This is a genomic window from Methylobacterium jeotgali, assembly GCF_022179345.1.
Lineage (GTDB): Bacteria > Pseudomonadota > Alphaproteobacteria > Rhizobiales > Beijerinckiaceae > Methylobacterium > Methylobacterium jeotgali.
Genome location: NZ_BPQR01000058.1, coordinates 26,358 through 41,150 on the forward strand (window position 1 = coordinate 26,358; position 14,793 = coordinate 41,150).

A 14,793-nucleotide genomic window follows, 5' to 3' on the forward strand; every position below is an offset into this window, starting at 1 on the left:
GCCATGACGATGCGTCTTCTCTGCGGGCGGCACCCGGCGACGGGTGAGACCGGCTTCTGGATTGCGAAGCCAGGCTACGACTGCGTCAACGACGATCGCACCGATCGCACCAAGTTCCTGTTCTCCTCCAGCTTCGCGGGCCGCCGGCCGTTCCGCACGCTCGCCAGCGGGCAGACCGCGTCGAACACGCCGATCTACCTGCCGGGGTCCCTCGCCAGCCTCGGAGGCACGCCGGCCCTCGTCTATCGACCGATGAACAACGCGACGCAGGAGCGGCAGAACAACCTCTACGGGACGCAAAACGACGGCGCCGGCAACGCCTTCGCCTACACCGAGTTCTTCAACCGCTTCGTCGACGGCAACCCGGCTCAGTTCCTGATCCTGAACAGCCAGACGCCCTCCTCGACGGGCTTCCTGCTCCGCTACATGGTCCTGCTTCTCTGATGGCCAAGCGCGTCATCATACGGCCCGGCTTCATCCGGGTCTCGCGGCCGGGCTATGATGTCGACACAGCCTCGGAACGAGACCTCCTGCTGTCGCTCGGAGCACGCAACAACCAGATCATCCAGCGTGGTCAGGCGACGATGACTCTGGTCAATCAGGCCGGCGCCATCAACACCTACCAGAGTAATGTCTGGTTCCCTACGCAGGCAACAGCCCCGGATTTCTGGTTCGGGATCACGACCAGCGTGGTGACAAACGATGGAACAACATACACCGTCGTCTCCTATACTGACCATCTATTCGTAGAGGTCAAGGTCGTGAGTGCCACACTGACCACAGTACCATACCTGATCTTTCGCAAGAGGCTGTCCGGCTGATGTTCCTCGACATGAACGGCCCCGACTTCTTCCGCGTCCAGAAGGGGGCCAACACGGGCCGCATCAGCGACGTCCTCGACCCGGACGTGATGTTCTCCGGCGTCTATGACGACGGACAGGGGCTGTACTTCGAGCAGGCCGTCAGCGCACCCGGTCTGTCGACGAACAGCTACACCGTATCCTACGGCACGACGTTTGGCGTCACCCCCATCGTGTTCGCGGCGCTCCGGCTCACCCAGAGCGTCGTGCAGGACGGAAAGACCCTCTTCAACACCGGAGAGATCATCGCGGCACCCTGCTTCGGGCAATACAATCGCTTCGGTGCGGGTCGCGTCGTCAACTACGGCTTCTACATTGTGACCGGGACAAGCAACATGACTGTTGTTGTGAACGGCTTCACCGGTACGGCCTACTTGCTCGTGATGGACATCTAAGATGATCGTATCCTATGACAACGTGACCCGAGCCATCGTTGGCACTGCCGAGACCGTCAACGTCGAGGGACTCAAGACTGTTCTCACGCAGCGGGGGGTTCCTCACCTGGAGTGGCAGGGTGCTCTGCCGGACACCATCGAGCGGCTGTGGGTGACGCCCGGCGGCGGGCTCGCCCTGCGCGAGCCGATGCCCTTCCCGGTGCCGGCCGACCTGGCGCTCGCCGCCCCCTACACTGTGGCCCTGCCGGCCGGCGCCCCTGCCGGTGCCGTCTGCGAGCCCGCCGCCGGCACCGTGCTCGGCTCTGGGCTGCACGCGGTGGTGGTTCGGGCACCAGGGTTCCACGACGCGCGCTATGCCGTCGAGGTTCATACGCCCGAGGACGAGCAGGCCCGGCTCATCGCAATCGCCGAGGATCTTCGCTGGCGCCGCGAGACGGGCGGCACGGTTTGGGACGGACACCCGGTCTACACCGACGATCGGGCAAAAACCCTCATCATGGGCTCGGTGATGAGCGCGCAGCTCGACCCGACCTACCGGACCACCTGGCAGTTCCGCGATGGGACCTCGCAAGAGCTGGGAGCGGCTGAGATCGTTGCGCTGGGCCGCGCCCTCGGCGCGCACGTCGCAGCCGCCTTCGCGGTCTTCAAGGATGTCAAGTCCGACATCCTGAACAACACGATCACAACGGAAGAACAGATCGAGGATCGGTTCGTAGCGTCGGACTGATCCAGTGCCAGAACTCTTCCCATAAGAGATAGGGGAAGTCTATCGGCTGCTAGTAGGGGCGCCTATATCTGGGCATGCCCCGCGGGAAAGCCATCATGACCTACGGCACGCAGTCGGATCGACTGCGTGTTGCGGCTATGGCGAAGCTGAAGAAGCTCTCGATCAGCGAGTATCTTCTTCAGTTTATCCGGGACGACTACCGCGCCGTCTACGGCGAGACGCCCCCGGAGAAGCTCGATGCCCGCGTCCAGTGCTGAGCGCCTCGAGCGCTGTCTCCCCTACATCTTCGAGGGCGAAGGCGGCTACACGGCGAACCCGAAGGATCCGGGCAACTGGACCGGGGGCAAGGTCGGCAAGGGGACCCTGAAGGGTACCAAGTTCGGCATCGCGGCCAACTCCTTCCCGGACCTCGACATCAAGAACCTGACCAAGGCCCAGGCCGCGGAGATCTATCGGTCTCGCTACTGGGACCAGGCCGGGTGTCAGCTCCTGCCCGATGGCGTGGACCTGCCGATCTTCGACGTCTCGGTGAACTCCGGCCCCGGGCGGGCGAACACCTTTCGCAAGGCCACCGAGGCCGTGATCGAGGCTGTCGCCCGCATCAAGGCGATCTCGGGCAAGCGCCGCGCCTTCTACCAGGGGCTGTCGACGTTCAAGACGTTCGGCAAGGGCTGGCTCGCTCGCGTCTCGAAGATCGAGGCCGCCGCGATCAAGATGGCGCTCGCTGCCGCCGGCGCGAGTCCGGTGCTCGTCGCCAAGCAGCTGCAGGCCGAGGCCGGGCTGTCCCAGACCAAGGTCAAGCAGGGCACCGTCGCTGCGACCGGTACGACCGCCACGGGTGGCGCCGTCGCCTCGCAGGGCACCGACTGGCTGCAGATCGGGCTCGCCGTGGCCGTCGTCGCCGTGGCGGTGCTGATCGCCCTCCATTTCATCCGCGCCCACGGGGAGCGCGCTCAGGCCTTCCAGGCCGAGGCACTGAAGGTCTGAGCCATGAACCTCGACTTCTCTTCGGTGAATTGGGGGCCGGTCGCCGGCCAGCTCATGAAGATCGGCGCACCGGTCCTCGGTACCGTCATCGGCGGTCTGCCGGGCGCGCTCGCCGGCCAGCTGATCGGATCGCTGGCCGATGCCATCGGTGCGGACCCGACGCCTGAGAGCGTGTCCTCCAAGCTGCAGGAGCCGGGTGCGCAGGAAGCAGCGCGCACCTTCGAGCAGGATAATCGGGAGCGCCTCGAGGAGCTGGCCGAGAAGACCCGTCAGGTTCAGATCGAGCAGGCGAACCTGTCGCTGCGCGCCGAGGTCACGGCGGGCGATCGGTTCCAGCGCTGGGCGCGGCCCTTCAACATGTACTGCGTCGGTGCCGTCACGCTGAGCTACGGGCTTTGCTGCGTGGCCGCCGCGGTCAACACGATCGTCACGAAGGACCCCACCGCCCTCACCCACCTGGTGAGCGTCGGCGGCGCCCTTACGGGCGTGCTGATCCCGGCTGGCGCTGTGGCCGGCGTCACTGCCTGGCAGCAGACCAAGGAGAAGCTCGCTGGGGTCGTTCAGCGCCCGCCGCCGGCCGTCTTGGTCCCCGGAAAGGTCATCAAGAAGTAGGAGCAGGCCGGTGAAGCAGCTGCGCTTTCGGCGCGGCAGCATGCCTGATGTCCCGCTTCATCAGCGTGATCGGGACAGCGAGCTGCTGTCACACGGCGCCTTCGATGCCCGGGGCAATCAACCCCGCATCATCGAGTTCTCGGATCTACACATGGATCTTCAAGAGATCCTGTACCGAATGGATGAGGCTCAAGTCGAGAATTTGAAGACCGGCCTTCATATCCTCGTCCGCCTTGAGCCGGAAGACTTTGCCCGGGTTCGCGCTGCACTCAAAGCTGTCAGCGTCATCGCGGTTCTATGGAGGGTGCTGAAATGGTCGGTGGCGTCCTTCTTCGCGGGGCTCGCAGCAGTCGTTGTTGCCGGCGATCAACTTCAGAAGATCTGGGGTTGGGTCACAAATGCTCTCAAGGTGTTCAAGTCATGAAGCACTGGATCACCAAGTTCGCTGTCGCCACCTTCATCTTGACCGTGGGTGGTTGCGGCGGCTGGCTCGGGTCGAAGATCCAGAACAAGGGCTATCCTCTCTCGATCATCGAGCGCGTGAACCTCACTCCGGTGGTCAAGCCTGGTGAGGCGATCATGCTGGCTCAACACGCCGATCGAAAGGACCAGTGCGACGTCGTCGTCAAGCGCGTCATTCGTACCTCGAGCGGACAACGGATGCCGGTCAAGCAAACGTTCGAGGAGGATTTCGGACCCTTGGGCGGCGACAAGTACCTGCTTCCCATCCCCACCGATCCCGCCGCCACGCTCGGGCCGGCAGTCATGTACTCGAAGGCCTACAGCTGGTGCTCGTGGCTCGACTACATCCAGCCGTCTGAGGCCGAGAGCTGGACGCTCAACTTCAGCTTCGCTGAAGACACGGTGCGAGAAGATCCGCCCGAGACCTTCGCGCGGATCGGCGTCAAATCCGCCAGCGTTGGCAAGAAGTAGTTCGATCTTAATCCGACAGCATTCGTCGCTATATGTGGCGGATCTCTACTCGTGGAGCCAGCGATGAGCCTGACGAAGTACGACAAGGGGCTCTTCTCTGGAAGCGCCGGGATGGGTCTCGATCGTGTTCAGGCCGGTGTTCGCCTGGATGACGGCTCTTGGGCCGACGCCGTCGTCATCCTGCGCGACCCGGTCGCCCTCACCACGGTCTACGCAGACGTCCTCATGCCGAACTGGACCAAGGTCGCCACGGTCACCAAGTCGACGCGCGCCCTGCGGATCGGCATGCCCGGCAGCGCCAGCGTCTTTGACGTCGAGTGGGTCTCCGTCCCGGCCGGCGATCCGGCGCCGAGCAACTCCCTCCCCTACGGAGAGGCCATTCTCGGTGGCGAGGACTTCCCCGCCGGCCTCCCTCTCGGAGACATCTACGCGCGCTCGGCGAGCGGCGCCGCGGTGATCGTCAAGACCGGAGCCTGAGATGGCCAAGCTCGTCCCGATCACCGCTCGGCAGATCCGCAACTTCGCCCCTGCACGCAGCCGCTTCGGCCAGCGCATCCTGAACCGTGGTGGTTCGGGCTTCACCGGCCCCCGCACCGGGCTGACCTGGGTGGCGGCCGAGAGTGATTTCGCCTGGGCGCGCGTCCTCTACGCCAACCAGACCGGTGCCTCGATCACCATCGACAAGACCACGCTCCAGGCCTCGGCCAGCATGGCGACGCTGGCCTGCGTGGACGAGGCCGGCGCCAACCTGCCGATGCTCCCGGCCTACGCCAACGCGGGCGGCGCGGACAGCAAGCCCGGCGAGCTGACGGGCACCGCGCTTCCGCTGGTGATCCCGGCGGGCACGGCCGCCAACGATACCAAGGCCTGGACGGACTGGGTGAAGGTCGCGTCGCGCCCTCGAGCAGACGGCGCCTTTCGACCATTGCTGCAGGTTCGTACCTACATCGCCGGCACGACGACGCTCTACAACGAAGTCGACAAAGATGTCTGGGATGATCCGGCCGTCAACCTCGGTCGCATCATCGATCTCTTTGACGGCGGTAACGACCAGACGGGGGCCGCGAACCCGACCGCTACGATGTCCGAGGTCATCCGCTGCTACATCGCGGGTGTCGAGTTTCTCGGCCCCAAGATGGTTCAGGTCGTGCTCGGGATCGGCGACAGCGAGACAGAAGGCAACCAGTCGACTTCGGGGCGCAAGAACTTCCTGCACATCGCGACGGCGGCGCTGAGCCGGGCCAATCGCCCTGTCGCGCACATCAACTCGGGCTATTCCGCCCAGACGACGCAGCAGTTCGTCGATCGCGGGATCGGGGACATCCGCCGTTTCAATCCCTCGGTGGTCGTGTTCCCGGCCTTCAGCCCGAACGACGCCCCGACCACCATGGATCTGGCCCGCAACGGCTGGGCGAACTGCCTTCGGCTACTGCAGGCCTGCCGTGAAGCCGGCGCGATCCCGATCGTCTGGACCTCGTTCCCCATCAACGGGCGGACAGCTCTCCAGGATGCACCCCGGCAGTGGCTGAACAACCAGCTACGCGGTCTCCGGGACAACGGCGTGCTGATCGCGGACTTCGACCTCCTGATCTCAGACGGCGGGTCGCCGCCCTCGATCAAGTCGATCTTCGACAGCGGCGACGGGCTTCACCTGAAGGACGCTGGGTGGGACGCCTGCGCCGGCGTTCTCAAGCCGGTCCTGAACCAGGCTCTGGGCTAGGCGTGTCGTGGCCGTGTGAGGCGTTGACGCTCCGCACGATCCACTCGGCCATCTCCTTCTGAACCGTCGAGCCGACGACGCGTCGGTTCGCGTCCCAGATGAAGCCGTTGCTGTAGACCCAGGGCAGCGGATGCGCGTCGACTCCGGGGCGGACAGGCAGCGGCTTGCTGCCCCGGAACGGGATGACGTCGGCGGTGCTCATCGCTTGAAGTCGTCCGGCAGCTTGATCGGCAGCATGCCGAGGATGATCAGGCCGTGGACGACGGCGATCGGTTTCGCCGCATGAAGCATCATGTGAGTGACAGCCTCGGGAGCGACCTCTTCCGGGGTCCGACCTTCGCGCTCCGCCCGCTCCTTGATGTCGTCATAAAGCGGTTGGAACCAAGCTCGCCACTCCTCGCGGGTCTGTTCAGGCTGTTCAGATTGTTCGCTCATGGCCGGCAACCTCGCCGACCTCTAGGCGCGGGTCAACCTGTCACGGCGCCGTCCATCAGCGCCGCGAACGCCAGGTTGGGCGCCGCGCAGATCAGGACCTCCCGAAGCGTCCAGGTCGTGTCCCTGCCCCGCAGGAGCACCAAAGCACTGAGCACGCAGCCGGCCGCGTAGAGCCCCAAGATCGAGGGTAGGCCTTGGCGTCCGAGCGTGAAGCCTGCGATCATGAAGACGGGGATCGTCAGCAGCCAGCTCAGGCCGCCGAAGGCCCAGGACTGCCCTTCGGTGTAGAGGCAGACACCCCACCAAGCGCCCAGCACCGCGAAGAAGATGACGAGGTTCATCACGCACGGATAACCGGGGCCTCGCTCACTCGTCCAGGGACGGGAGCCGGGTCTTGTTCGGCTTGTGAACGGGACCGTCATCCGCCTCGACACCAAGCGATTTCAAGCGCTCGGTGTTCTCGCGGAGGTCCTCCTGCCACATCTCGGTGAGGGCAGCGCGAATGCGCTCTCGTAGGACCCCCTGCGCCGGGCGGCCCCGGATCTCGATCTTGATGTCCTCGTCGGAAAGAGCATCCTGGATGCTCTCCCGCAATCGGGTACGCTCGAAGATCAGCTCCTTGACCCTCTGTTGGTTCGAGAGCTTCACGACACCGCCTCCTGCGCCTGCGCCTCGGCCGACTTGTCCCGGTTCACGGCCCCCTCCGTGGTGTAGGAGAGGCCCTTGAAGCGCTCGATCAGCTTCGCGACGTTCCGCTGCACCACTCCGAGCAGCGACCAGCCGGTCGCGTTCAGGTAGAGTTGGCCGTACCAGAGCAGGTCGCCCAGCTCGTCGGCCTGGTCGGCCGGCTTCACGGGCTTGCCACAGAGGATGTCCAGCTCCTGCTGAAGGATCTCGTCGGCCTCGGTCCGCATGCCGAGGGCGGCGTGGATGCGAGCGAGGCCGGTCTCGAGGTCCGCCTGCGAGTAGTCCGAACCGGCATGCAGCTCCCGGGTGCGCTCGACCTCGGCCCGAAAGCCGGCGATGACTGGCCGGTCCTTGCCGTACATCAGGGCCTTCTTGGCGTCATCGATCAGCTTGGCGTCAGCCAGCGCTCGGGTCAGCACCGCCCGCATCACCCTCGCCGGCACCAACGTCGTGTCCGGCTTGTTCGCGGCGAGGCGGCTCACGAAATGCGAGTACCCGGCCGGGCTGCAGTGATCCTTCAGGCTGTCCTTGGTATCGGAAGCGGTCATCGGTGCCAATTCCCTTGTCGTAGAACTCGATTAGAAGCATCACGCCGAAAGCGATCTGGGCTAGGTGAGGAAGACCGCTTTCGTCATCGATGTCTTCGCCTTCTCTCCACGCATCGAGATGCCTTTGAAGGCTCTCGTAGCCGGAGGTCCAACTGCCGCCGCGGCGCCAGTTGTTCGCGGAATACTTGATTGCGCCGTAGCCGAGGGCGGCGGCGGTGTAGCGACCGAGGCTCGCCGGCACGAGCGACATGCGCAGCTTGCCGCTATTGAAGCGGAGCATCCCGCCATCCTGCGCCAGCGTGGTACGTTCCGTACCAGTGGCTTCGGGCACGGCTTTGGGTGGCCGTTCTCGCGTGATCCAGTCTTCAGTCATAGAAGTATCCTTCTATAAGTAGTCGGGCGAAAGCGGACTAATTGGCCGTGGGCGCGGCATCAGTGAAACCCTCCCTGAAGAGTTGGTAGAAGCGGCGCACCCACGACGCCGCGGCCACGTCGTCGGTGACCGGGACGATGTGGATGCCGAGCTTGTTCTCCTCGGCGACCGCGCGGTCGGCCGCATCCAGGTGCTCGAACATGAAGAGCCGCTCGTCGTAGGAGATGCGGCTGTCGAAGTCCTTGATGGCCTCGAAGGCCCAGGACGGGATGCCGAAGACCTCACCGAGCCGGTGCATCGAGCAGGCGTCGGCCGCCTGGATGCCCGGGCAGAGGTTCTTGATGGGGCGAGGGATCTCGCCGGTCCACAGCTCAGGCACGTCGTGCATCAGAGCCGCGCGCTGCCGGTGTCGGCACGAGCCGACGACGTGGGAGAGGAGCAGGCTGTGCTGCGCGACGCTCACCGAGCGCTCGCCGGCGCCCCCGAAGCGGGCCAGGCGTGCGAGGCCGCGCCCGATCAGCGGCGGCGGCAGGTCGCTGGCCTCGAAGTGATAGGCGTCGATGCGCCGGCCGGAGCCGAAATAGACCTGCGGGCCGGGATACGGGCACGCGGCGATCGGGGGAGACCGGTGCATCATCACGCGACCCCCGGGCGATTGAAGTACGCCTGGGGCGCGGCGGGGGTCTGCCGGGGCCAGGAATAGAGCTGCTGCCACCCGTCCTTGGTGACGTGGGTCGCCATGTAGTGGGTGCCGGCGTCGTAGCGCTGGCGCGCGAGGCTGACGGCGGCGCGGTGCTTGGCCTCCCAGGGCTCGCCCACCGGCTTCTGGGCCATCAGGCGGCCTTCCCACCCCACCCGCGCGGCCGGCGGGCGCCCGGTTGGCGTTCGGACATCGTCCGGCAGTTCTGGTGGGCGCTCCGGCGCCCGGAGGCGCAGCCCAAGGCTGCGCAGCTGCTGCTCGACCACGTCAGTTCTCCAGCTTGATGACCCGCGGGCAGACCGGGGTCTTGTGGGTGATGACCAGGATCTGATGGAGCTTGCCGTCGAGCGCAGTGAGCGCGTCGTGGAGGTGCCCTGCCCTGTCGGCGTCCATGGACGCGTCCATCTCGTCGCCCATGAAGACCGGGAAGACGCCGTTGGTCAGAATGCGCCCGAGCCCCAGGCGGACGGCGAGGTTCGCGCAGACCTTCCCGGATCCCGACAGGGTGTTCAGCGGCTGGCCGTCGACTTGGATCTCGAAGTCCTCGTCCACGGCGATCCGGCCGCGGGCACCACCCGTCATCTGCGAGAGCATGTGCGAGGCGACCCGGCTGAGCGCAGGCGCGAGGTAGGTCTTGGTCTCCTGGCGCACCTCGTTGAGAGCCATCTTGCCCTGGCGCCAGCTGTCCTCCTCGCGCCGGAGATCGGTGAGCCGATCACGGCCCTGCGCCCAGTCCGTAAAGGCGCGCTCGTAGGCGGCCTGCTGGGTGTCGTAGACGCTCACGGCGGTAAGGAGCTGCTCTGCCGCCTCGAGGCGGCCGGGAGGCGCTCCACGGCGCGCCAGGGAGAGCGCGGCGCGCGTCGCACGGGCCTGCACCGCCCAGGTCGTCAACCGGGCCTGTGCCTCGGCCTGAGCGGCCAGGAGGGCATCCCGCTGGCGAACCTGCGTGGCGAGTGCCTGGACGTCCTCACGACTCCGGCCAGCGAGCCCCAGCTCTTTCAGCGCAGCAGCGACCTCGGAGACGTGGACGGCGCCCTTCGCCTCGGACAGCTCGCGAGACGGACGGGGGACAGCAGGAACATCCTTCAGACGTTCCCACTCGACCCGCACCGACTCCAGGCTCCAGGTACGGATCGCTTTTTCCTCCCGGTCGAGGTCAGGCTGGGCGTAGCCTTCGAGCTGCGGGATCCCGGCCAGCTCGGCCTCGATCCGAGCGATCTCGGCGTCGGCCGTCGTGAAAGGCTTGCCACAAGGGCAGACGATCTCCGGGCTTTGCCGAAGCCGCTGGCGGTCACGCGCAAGGCCGTTGCGCCGGTTCTGCTGGTCGACCTGATCCTGCGTCACGGTGGGTTGGGGGAAGTAGCGCTCGACGAACCGCTGCCGGCTACACCACTGGTCGTAGGCGACGTAGCCGGCCTCGGCCTCGGCAAGGTCGAAGTCGTAGGTGCGCAGCCCGAGGATCTGGTCGGCCTTCTCCAACGTCGCGAGCGGGACCTCGGTGAGCGCCGGGCCGACTACAGGCACGACCGGCTCATTGGCCAGGAAGGCCTCGCCTTGCACGATGGTCTCGCGCATCGTGCGCAGGTTCGCGATCTCCTTGCGCAGCTCGTCCGCCGGCTGGTAGCCCTCCGGCTTCACAGGGCGCACCGGCTCAGCGCCCAGGCCCGACTCCAGGCCGGCGATCTCGCGCGAGACACCGAGCGCCTGCTCGCCGCACCAACGGGCGATCTCTTCGATCGCGTCGGCGCCGATCAGGCGGTCGACCATCGCCTTGCGTTCGGTCGGCTTCATCTTCGAGAGCCGCTCGGCGTCGCCCTGGTTGGCGACGTTGGCGACGCGAAAGACGTCGAGGCCATAGCCGAGGATCTGGAGGATGCGCGCGTTCACCGGCTTGGTGCCGACCGCGAGCGTCTCGCCATTGTGGTCACTCGCCAGCGCCGCGTTCTTGACCGTGCGGGAGATCGAGTAGCGGTGCCCTCGGATGGTAATCAGACCGGAGGCCTTGAGGTGCTTGTAGTCGGCGGCAGCGCCGCGCAGCGCGGCCGAGCCGAACAGCAGGAACTCGATCATCTCGAGCGTGAGGGTCTTGCCGTTCTCGTTCGGGCCGGTGATCGCCGTCATGCCCTTCGAGAAGTCGAAGGTGCGATCGAACGCGCGGCCGAGCGGGTAGTGGTCGGTCGGCGGGAACCTAACCGTGAAACTGAGCTGCTCGATCATAGTGGGCCTGCAGAATGTGATGCTTTTCGAGACGACGGAAGGTATTCTTCAGTCCTTCCAGGGCATGCCAACGGAGGCTCCCTGGCTCGACAGCGCGGGTCTGATCCCAGAAGACAGCATCGCTCTCGGAGGCTGCTGCACAGAGCCAATGGAGGACAGCGTTCTCTTCGGGCGTGAACTTCACGCCTTGCATGAGAAGTCCGAGCCCGGTGAGGAAGAACTTACCCTTCTGCACCGAAGGTCTCCCTCCAGCGCTGGTCGATCTGATCCCGGACCTCCGGGATGATGTCGTGCTCGTCGAGCGCGGCGCGCGCGGCGGCCGTGGTGTCGAAGCCGTCCAGGGAGACCTCACCGGCGGGCTCTTCCTCGACCGGGCGCACGCGCTGAATGTCGAAAGATAGACAGTCCGGGACTTCGCCCTCGAACTGCTCGCCCGGCTGGAGCTGGAGGCGGACGCAGACATTGCTGAGCGCTTGCGGATCGTCGACCAGCAAGTCCTCGAGGCCGTTGATGCAGAATGTCCGATACTGGACAGAGCCAGCACACTGGCCACCGTCCTCACCCTGCGCGTAGGGCTGCATGCTCCCCACGACCTCCACCTCGACACCATCCCGTTTGAAGGTGGAGGGCAGATGGACGTGCCCGGTGTAGGCCTTGGTGATACCGAGGGCCGCCAGCTCCTTGGTCGGGATCAGGTTGTGGCTGGGCGACCGGGGATCGACGTCCCAGTGACCATAGGCGGTGGTGATCCCGACACTGATCCCCATCCTGTTGAAGGCACCCGCCATGTTGGCGGCAACCTCCAGCTGATCGGATGCGCTCTTGGTCGGGTGCCAGGGAAGCAGCAAGCCAACGCCGGCCACCGCGACCGGCTCGATTACGCACCGCACGTTCTGGACGCCGCGCACCAACTGCCCGAACACGTCCCAGGCCGTCACCTCGGCGAGGTCCCGGCTGTCGTCGTGGTTGCCCTGCAGGAGGTAGAAGATGGTGCGCGGGTTCGCGTAGGCCGCCGCCATGTAGGCCTGGGCGGCGAACAGCAGGGTGTCGTAGTCGACCTGCGGCTTGTCGAAGAGGTCGCCGAGGCAGATGTGCGTGGACGCTCCCTTCGGGTCGAGGCGGCGGACGAAGTCCTCGCGCACTAGCTGCTCGCGTTGGCCCCGGCGCTCGACCGGCACGCCCTTGGTGAAGCGGCGCCCGAGATGAGGGTCACCGAGAATGACGGGTTTGGTGCTCATGACGCGAAGATCGCCCGGATCTGATAGAGGCAGTCGTGCAGCGCGTTGTGCGCGTCACCGACCGGCTCGATGGTCTTCCAGAAGTCGCGACGGTTCTCGTGACCACGGCCCAGCAGATAGCTGTTCAGGTCGATCGCCTCGCGATAGTGAAACGGCTGCATCAGACCGTACTGGCGGAAGTACGACGCGATGAAGTTATAGTCGAAGGTCGTTGGCTTGCCCCAGAATGCTCGAGGGCAGAGGCTCGAACCTTCGGCGACCCAGTCCCAGAAGGCCTTGATCACGATCGCGGACGGCTCGGCCCGCGAAAGGATGCCACGCAGCACGTCCGGCTGGCCCATCCACCAGTCCCGGGTGCTCTCCGACCAGTAGCGCCCCTCCGGCACGGTGAGGGCGCGATCGAAGAACCGATGGTCGATCTCCTTTGTGTGCCGGTTGAAGCGAACCGCGGCGATCTGAATGATCGCGTTCTCCTCCGGGTTCGTCCCGGTGGTCTCGACGTCGATCATGTAGTCGAACATCGGCGCGCCAGGCTGGGGCATGAACGCCGTCCGGTGTTCGGTCTCGACAGGGATCTCGTGCGGACCCACTTGGACGATCTCCGTCACGGCCACTGTGGGCGGCTTCCCGCGGGGGTCAGCTCCGTCGAACACTTGAACTCTCCCATCTCAGTCCAGGCCATGGACTTCCGGTCAGTCTTGCTTTCGTGCAGCCTGATCCACGCCATCGAGACGCAGTACCAGTCGCCGGTGCTCATTCGATGGATGAACACCCAGTATGCGCCCCCGGCCGCTACGATCTGAGCGCCGTGGGCATTCTGCCCCTTCTTCAGGAGCTTGAACTCGAAGAGCGTGTCGTGCTGCGTGCTCTTCACCTCGGCGAAGAACGTCTTGCCGCGCACGGCGCAGATGTAGTCGGCTGGCGTTGCATCGACGCCAGCACCGACCGAACCCGTGAGGCCCTTGATCGCGGCGGCGTCCTTGATGCGGTAGAAGTAACCCTGTTTCCCGAGCGCGTTGATGCTGCTCTCGAACAGGGCCTCCGTTGGCTTGCCGGTGTTCTTTTTCATGGTACGTTTCGTACCTTGAGAAGCCGCCGACAGCAAGAGTCGGCGGCTTCTTTTTCGGGGCTCAGACGATCGTGGGGATCTCGGGCTCGAGCTGGACCTGCACCATCGTGTAGATCTTGGTCACGTCGAGCGGGCCGGAGCCGGCCGCTGCGTCGGTGAGGCCCTGCACGACCGCGAGCGCCGAGTAGGGACGGCCCTGGTTCATGGCGGCCTGGGCGCCGTAGCCGGTGACGAGGTTGATCAGGGCGTCGACCTGAACCATCTGCACCCGGGCCGGGCGCTTGGTGCCGTCGTCGAGAACGACCTCGACGTGCTCGCCGACGCGGACCTTCTCGAAGAGATCGGCGCCCTTCGTGAAGGTCGACATCGGCATGCCGCCCTGGAGGTACTCGACACTGGGCACCGAGAGTTGGGTAAGCTTCTTCTCAGCCATTGGTGGCCTCCTGCTGGATATGGCTCATGTGACGCTGAGCCTCGGGGGAAAGCATGGCGACGCGAGCCGCATCCATCGGCTGGTGCCGCAGGGCGCCGGGCGGGAAGGTGCCCGGGTTGCCGGTGAGCTGGAGGAGGTACATCAGCGCGATCTCCAGCACGTCGGTGGTGGTGATCCCGTTGCGCGGGCGGAAGAGCGCCGGCGGGGCGTTCTCCGCGGTCGGCATCACGACGTCGGCCTCCTCGGCTTCACGGTCGATTTCGGTGGTCATGCTCTCTCTCCGGGTAGGGTCTTGCGGTACTGGATCCAGCCCGGCCCGAGGTTCCCCGCCAGCTCGGGGTGAGCCCAGCTGCCGTCCGGCAGCTTGGTGTCGGGCGTGGCCTGGTGCTCGCACGGGCTGGCATGCATCGGGCGCGCGGCGATCAGCGCGTCGTGCCGGGCGACTTCCTCGGCGATAGTGAGCCGGGCCTCATGGAACGGCACGTAGCTGACCTGGGCGCACCGGGTGACGGAGCAGGCCCTCAACACGGCCCAGTCGAAGCCGGAGGGATCAGGGCCACGCTCGTCGTCCGAAATGTACGGAAGGTGCCACTCGCCTCGTTCCAGCTGCGTAGGCTCGATCAGCGCTTCCTTCATCGCGACCGCGAGGTCGCGGATGTGGGGCTCGGCCGCCGGGTCGTCGCGGAGCGCGTCCCAGTTCGAGAGGTTCGTCGTGGTCAGCACCACGTCGATGTGCAGGAACGGGGCGAGGAGCCGGTTGCAGATCTGCTTGTGGTAGCCGGCGCGCATGTAGCGCTCGGCGTGCCGCACTGCGTCGTCTCGAGCTTCGAGCCAAGCCTCGTCCCGCGTGACGTCCGGC

The 14,793-nt window shown here is 65.8% G+C and carries 27 protein-coding genes; 11 read left to right on the forward strand and 16 right to left on the reverse strand.

Features of this window, described 5'->3' with window-relative positions:
* The first annotated feature begins 3 nt into the window (after positions 1-3).
* The 11 genes from MFF04_RS16725 to MFF04_RS16775 all read left to right on the forward strand — a co-directional run bounded on the left by MFF04_RS16725 (position 4) and on the right by MFF04_RS16775 (position 6,234).
* A complete protein-coding gene (locus MFF04_RS16725; protein ID WP_238277422.1) occupies positions 4-444 on the forward strand; it encodes a hypothetical protein in 441 nt (146 codons plus the stop codon).
* Positions 444-821 carry a hypothetical protein gene (locus MFF04_RS16730; RefSeq protein ID WP_238277423.1) on the forward strand — a complete coding sequence of 126 codons (378 nt, stop codon included), beginning with the start codon at positions 444-446 and terminating at the stop codon, positions 819-821. The genes MFF04_RS16725 and MFF04_RS16730 overlap by 1 nt, the downstream gene beginning before the upstream one ends.
* The gene (locus MFF04_RS16735; protein WP_238277425.1) at positions 821-1,255 is read left to right on the forward strand and encodes a hypothetical protein; all 435 of its coding nucleotides are present in this window, start codon (positions 821-823) and stop codon (positions 1,253-1,255) included. Before MFF04_RS16730 ends, MFF04_RS16735 begins: the two co-directional genes overlap by 1 nt.
* Position 1,256: 1 nt before the next feature.
* A complete protein-coding gene (locus MFF04_RS16740) occupies positions 1,257-1,982 on the forward strand; it encodes a DUF4376 domain-containing protein (RefSeq protein ID WP_238277427.1) in 726 nt (241 codons plus the stop codon).
* A gap of 95 nt (positions 1,983-2,077) precedes the next feature.
* On the forward strand, positions 2,078-2,239 hold the full coding sequence (locus tag MFF04_RS16745) for a hypothetical protein (RefSeq protein ID WP_163363716.1): 162 nt from the start codon (positions 2,078-2,080) through the stop codon (positions 2,237-2,239).
* Positions 2,220-2,969, forward strand: a complete 750-nt coding sequence (locus tag MFF04_RS16750; RefSeq protein WP_238277428.1) for a glycosyl hydrolase 108 family protein — start codon at positions 2,220-2,222, stop codon at positions 2,967-2,969. Before MFF04_RS16745 ends, MFF04_RS16750 begins: the two co-directional genes overlap by 20 nt.
* A 3-nt stretch (positions 2,970-2,972) precedes the next feature.
* Positions 2,973-3,581, forward strand: a complete 609-nt coding sequence (locus MFF04_RS16755; RefSeq protein ID WP_238277429.1) for a 3TM-type holin — start codon at positions 2,973-2,975, stop codon at positions 3,579-3,581.
* Positions 3,582-3,591: 10 nt separating this feature from the next.
* Positions 3,592-4,005, forward strand: a complete 414-nt coding sequence (locus MFF04_RS16760) for a hypothetical protein (RefSeq protein ID WP_238277430.1) — start codon at positions 3,592-3,594, stop codon at positions 4,003-4,005.
* Positions 4,002-4,514 (forward strand): hypothetical protein, encoded by a 513-nt coding sequence (locus MFF04_RS16765; protein WP_238277431.1) that lies wholly within the window; start codon positions 4,002-4,004, stop codon positions 4,512-4,514. The genes MFF04_RS16760 and MFF04_RS16765 overlap by 4 nt, the downstream gene beginning before the upstream one ends.
* Before the next feature lie 63 nt (positions 4,515-4,577).
* Positions 4,578-4,991: a hypothetical protein gene (locus MFF04_RS16770; RefSeq protein WP_238277432.1), complete on the forward strand. Its 414-nt coding sequence runs from the start codon at positions 4,578-4,580 to the stop codon at positions 4,989-4,991.
* Between the two features lies 1 nt (position 4,992).
* Positions 4,993-6,234: an SGNH/GDSL hydrolase family protein gene (locus tag MFF04_RS16775; protein WP_238277433.1), complete on the forward strand. Its 1,242-nt coding sequence runs from the start codon at positions 4,993-4,995 to the stop codon at positions 6,232-6,234.
* Here the strand turns inward: MFF04_RS16775 and MFF04_RS16780 are convergent.
* From MFF04_RS16780 to MFF04_RS16855, 16 genes are all read right to left on the reverse strand, one after another.
* Positions 6,203-6,436 (reverse strand): hypothetical protein, encoded by a 234-nt coding sequence (locus MFF04_RS16780; RefSeq protein ID WP_238277434.1) that lies wholly within the window; start codon positions 6,434-6,436, stop codon positions 6,203-6,205. The two genes, MFF04_RS16775 and MFF04_RS16780, sit on opposite strands and share 32 nt — an antisense overlap.
* Positions 6,433-6,669, reverse strand: coding sequence for a hypothetical protein (locus MFF04_RS16785; protein WP_238277435.1), 237 nt, complete (start codon positions 6,667-6,669; stop codon positions 6,433-6,435). The genes MFF04_RS16780 and MFF04_RS16785 overlap by 4 nt, the downstream gene beginning before the upstream one ends.
* 32 nt (positions 6,670-6,701) lie before the next feature.
* Positions 6,702-7,010, reverse strand: coding sequence for a hypothetical protein (locus tag MFF04_RS16790; RefSeq protein WP_238277436.1), 309 nt, complete (start codon positions 7,008-7,010; stop codon positions 6,702-6,704).
* 25 nt (positions 7,011-7,035) lie between these two features.
* On the reverse strand, positions 7,036-7,317 hold the full coding sequence (locus MFF04_RS16795; protein ID WP_238277437.1) for a hypothetical protein: 282 nt from the start codon (positions 7,315-7,317) through the stop codon (positions 7,036-7,038).
* Complete coding sequence (locus tag MFF04_RS16800; RefSeq protein WP_238277439.1) at positions 7,314-7,784, reverse strand: nucleoside triphosphate pyrophosphohydrolase family protein; 471 nt, start codon at positions 7,782-7,784, stop codon at positions 7,314-7,316. Before MFF04_RS16800 ends, MFF04_RS16795 begins: the two co-directional genes overlap by 4 nt.
* Entirely contained in the window at positions 7,753-8,277 is a 525-nt protein-coding gene (locus MFF04_RS16805) for a dATP/dGTP diphosphohydrolase domain-containing protein (RefSeq protein WP_238277441.1), read from the reverse strand. Before MFF04_RS16805 ends, MFF04_RS16800 begins: the two co-directional genes overlap by 32 nt.
* A gap of 37 nt (positions 8,278-8,314) precedes the next feature.
* Positions 8,315-8,914, reverse strand: a complete 600-nt coding sequence (locus MFF04_RS16810; RefSeq protein WP_238277443.1) for an HD domain-containing protein — start codon at positions 8,912-8,914, stop codon at positions 8,315-8,317.
* Positions 8,914-9,111 carry a hypothetical protein gene (locus MFF04_RS16815; RefSeq protein ID WP_238277445.1) on the reverse strand — a complete coding sequence of 66 codons (198 nt, stop codon included), beginning with the start codon at positions 9,109-9,111 and terminating at the stop codon, positions 8,914-8,916. The genes MFF04_RS16810 and MFF04_RS16815 overlap by 1 nt, the downstream gene beginning before the upstream one ends.
* Positions 9,112-9,244: 133 nt before the next feature.
* Positions 9,245-11,194, reverse strand: a complete 1,950-nt coding sequence (locus tag MFF04_RS16820) for an AAA family ATPase (RefSeq protein ID WP_238277447.1) — start codon at positions 11,192-11,194, stop codon at positions 9,245-9,247.
* On the reverse strand, positions 11,166-11,429 hold the full coding sequence (locus MFF04_RS16825; protein WP_238277449.1) for a hypothetical protein: 264 nt from the start codon (positions 11,427-11,429) through the stop codon (positions 11,166-11,168). The genes MFF04_RS16820 and MFF04_RS16825 overlap by 29 nt, the downstream gene beginning before the upstream one ends.
* Complete coding sequence (locus MFF04_RS16830; protein ID WP_238277451.1) at positions 11,416-12,432, reverse strand: metallophosphoesterase; 1,017 nt, start codon at positions 12,430-12,432, stop codon at positions 11,416-11,418. Before MFF04_RS16830 ends, MFF04_RS16825 begins: the two co-directional genes overlap by 14 nt.
* Complete coding sequence (locus tag MFF04_RS16835) at positions 12,429-13,040, reverse strand: 3'-5' exonuclease (protein WP_238277454.1); 612 nt, start codon at positions 13,038-13,040, stop codon at positions 12,429-12,431. The genes MFF04_RS16830 and MFF04_RS16835 overlap by 4 nt, the downstream gene beginning before the upstream one ends.
* Positions 13,037-13,501, reverse strand: a complete 465-nt coding sequence (locus tag MFF04_RS16840) for a Holliday junction resolvase RecU (RefSeq protein ID WP_238277456.1) — start codon at positions 13,499-13,501, stop codon at positions 13,037-13,039. Before MFF04_RS16840 ends, MFF04_RS16835 begins: the two co-directional genes overlap by 4 nt.
* Before the next feature lie 61 nt (positions 13,502-13,562).
* Entirely contained in the window at positions 13,563-13,934 is a 372-nt protein-coding gene (locus MFF04_RS16845; RefSeq protein ID WP_238277459.1) for a hypothetical protein, read from the reverse strand.
* Positions 13,927-14,205, reverse strand: coding sequence for a hypothetical protein (locus tag MFF04_RS16850; protein WP_238277461.1), 279 nt, complete (start codon positions 14,203-14,205; stop codon positions 13,927-13,929). Before MFF04_RS16850 ends, MFF04_RS16845 begins: the two co-directional genes overlap by 8 nt.
* Positions 14,202-14,793 (reverse strand): hypothetical protein (locus MFF04_RS16855; RefSeq protein ID WP_238277462.1); only part of this gene is annotated, 592 nt, incomplete at its 5' end. The genes MFF04_RS16855 and MFF04_RS16850, both read right to left, overlap by 4 nt.

Bases quoted from the DNA above. Each gene is read 5' to 3' on its own strand.
- MFF04_RS16750 (WP_238277428.1), top strand. From the start codon at position 2,220: ATGCCCGCGTCCAGTGCTGAGCGCCTCGAGCGCTGTCTCCCCTACATC.
- MFF04_RS16785 (WP_238277435.1), bottom strand. From the start codon at position 6,669: ATGAGCGAACAATCTGAACAGCCTGAACAGACCCGCGAGGAGTGGCGA.
- MFF04_RS16755 (WP_238277429.1), top strand. From the start codon at position 2,973: ATGAACCTCGACTTCTCTTCGGTGAATTGGGGGCCGGTCGCCGGCCAG.
- MFF04_RS16800 (WP_238277439.1), bottom strand. From the start codon at position 7,784: ATGCGGGCGGTGCTGACCCGAGCGCTGGCTGACGCCAAGCTGATCGAT.
- MFF04_RS16730 (WP_238277423.1), top strand. From the start codon at position 444: ATGGCCAAGCGCGTCATCATACGGCCCGGCTTCATCCGGGTCTCGCGG.
- MFF04_RS16765 (WP_238277431.1), top strand. From the start codon at position 4,002: ATGAAGCACTGGATCACCAAGTTCGCTGTCGCCACCTTCATCTTGACC.
- MFF04_RS16775 (WP_238277433.1), top strand. From the start codon at position 4,993: ATGGCCAAGCTCGTCCCGATCACCGCTCGGCAGATCCGCAACTTCGCC.
- MFF04_RS16820 (WP_238277447.1), bottom strand. From the start codon at position 11,194: ATGATCGAGCAGCTCAGTTTCACGGTTAGGTTCCCGCCGACCGACCAC.
- MFF04_RS16840 (WP_238277456.1), bottom strand. From the start codon at position 13,501: ATGAAAAAGAACACCGGCAAGCCAACGGAGGCCCTGTTCGAGAGCAGC.
- MFF04_RS16735 (WP_238277425.1), top strand. From the start codon at position 821: ATGTTCCTCGACATGAACGGCCCCGACTTCTTCCGCGTCCAGAAGGGG.
- MFF04_RS16815 (WP_238277445.1), bottom strand. From the start codon at position 9,111: ATGGCCCAGAAGCCGGTGGGCGAGCCCTGGGAGGCCAAGCACCGCGCC.
- MFF04_RS16845 (WP_238277459.1), bottom strand. From the start codon at position 13,934: ATGGCTGAGAAGAAGCTTACCCAACTCTCGGTGCCCAGTGTCGAGTAC.
- MFF04_RS16725 (WP_238277422.1), top strand. From the start codon at position 4: ATGACGATGCGTCTTCTCTGCGGGCGGCACCCGGCGACGGGTGAGACC.
- MFF04_RS16740 (WP_238277427.1), top strand. From the start codon at position 1,257: ATGATCGTATCCTATGACAACGTGACCCGAGCCATCGTTGGCACTGCC.
- MFF04_RS16745 (WP_163363716.1), top strand. From the start codon at position 2,078: ATGACCTACGGCACGCAGTCGGATCGACTGCGTGTTGCGGCTATGGCG.
- MFF04_RS16770 (WP_238277432.1), top strand. From the start codon at position 4,578: ATGAGCCTGACGAAGTACGACAAGGGGCTCTTCTCTGGAAGCGCCGGG.
- MFF04_RS16830 (WP_238277451.1), bottom strand. From the start codon at position 12,432: ATGAGCACCAAACCCGTCATTCTCGGTGACCCTCATCTCGGGCGCCGC.
- MFF04_RS16850 (WP_238277461.1), bottom strand. From the start codon at position 14,205: ATGACCACCGAAATCGACCGTGAAGCCGAGGAGGCCGACGTCGTGATG.
- MFF04_RS16810 (WP_238277443.1), bottom strand. From the start codon at position 8,914: ATGATGCACCGGTCTCCCCCGATCGCCGCGTGCCCGTATCCCGGCCCG.
- MFF04_RS16790 (WP_238277436.1), bottom strand. From the start codon at position 7,010: ATGAACCTCGTCATCTTCTTCGCGGTGCTGGGCGCTTGGTGGGGTGTC.
- MFF04_RS16805 (WP_238277441.1), bottom strand. From the start codon at position 8,277: ATGACTGAAGACTGGATCACGCGAGAACGGCCACCCAAAGCCGTGCCC.
- MFF04_RS16780 (WP_238277434.1), bottom strand. From the start codon at position 6,436: ATGAGCACCGCCGACGTCATCCCGTTCCGGGGCAGCAAGCCGCTGCCT.